This window comes from Pseudomonas sp. EGD-AK9, assembly GCF_000465935.2.
In the GTDB taxonomy this organism is placed as follows: Bacteria; Pseudomonadota; Gammaproteobacteria; order Pseudomonadales; family Pseudomonadaceae; genus Aquipseudomonas.
The window spans coordinates 1-870 of sequence record NZ_AVOF01000688.1; the positions used below are offsets into that span (position 1 = coordinate 1).

At 72.3% G+C, this 870-nt stretch carries 1 protein-coding gene and 1 pseudogene; both read left to right on the forward strand.

All coding sequences use genetic code 11. The features are described 5' to 3' along the window. A pseudogene (locus N878_RS29695) lies at positions 1 to 177 on the forward strand (cobalamin biosynthesis protein); the annotation flags it as partial. Continuing rightward, positions 170 to 870: threonine-phosphate decarboxylase (locus N878_RS22895; RefSeq protein WP_021445834.1), on the forward strand; the 701-nt coding region annotated here is incomplete at its 3' end. The pseudogene N878_RS29695 and the gene N878_RS22895, both read left to right, overlap by 8 nt.

Genomic DNA, 870 nt, shown 5'->3' on the forward strand with positions numbered 1-870 from the left:
CTGGGGGTGAGCCTGGGCGGTGCGGCCGAGTATCACGGCGAGCTGCATGTGCGCCCGCAACTGGGCGAGGGGCCGCCGCCGCGGGCGCGCGATATCGAACGGGCGTTGAATCTGGTGTGGGGCGGCGTGCTGCTGTGGCTGGCGCTGCTGGGACTCTGGGAGGTACTGGGTGCTTGAGCATGGAGGCCGCCTGCGCGCGGCGGCGCAGCAATACGGCATCGCCCGGGAGGACTGGCTGGACCTGTCCACCGGCATCGCCCCCTATGGCTGGCCGCTGCCGGCGATTGCGGCCGAGGCCTGGGCCCGCCTGCCGGAGCCGGACGATGGCCTGGAAGCCGTCGCCCGCGACTACTACGGCGCGGCCAGCCTGCTGCCGGTGGCCGGCTCGCAGGCGGCGATCCAGGCCTTGCCGCGCCTGCGCAAGGGCTGCACGGTGGGCATCCTCTCGCCGACCTACGCCGAACACGCGGCCGCCTGGCGCCGCGAGGGGCACCGGGTGATGCAGCTCAGCGAGGGCGCCATCGACCGCGCCCTGCCGCGCCTCGACGTGCTGCTGCTGGTCAACCCGAACAATCCCACCGGCCGGCGCATCGAGACGCCGCGCCTGCTCGCCTGGCACGCGCAACTGGCCGAGCGCGGCGGTTGGCTGCTGGTCGACGAGGCCTTCATGGATTGCACCCCCGAGCACAGCCTGGCCGCTCACGGCGCGCAGCCGGGAATGATCCTGCTGCGTTCGTTCGGCAAGTTCTTCGGCCTGGCCGGCCTGCGCCTGGGCTTCGTCCTCGCCGAGCAGGCGCTGCTCGACGAATTGGCCGAGCTGCTCGGGCAAGTCGGCGAACTGGCCGTGATCGACCAGGTACTCCATATAGC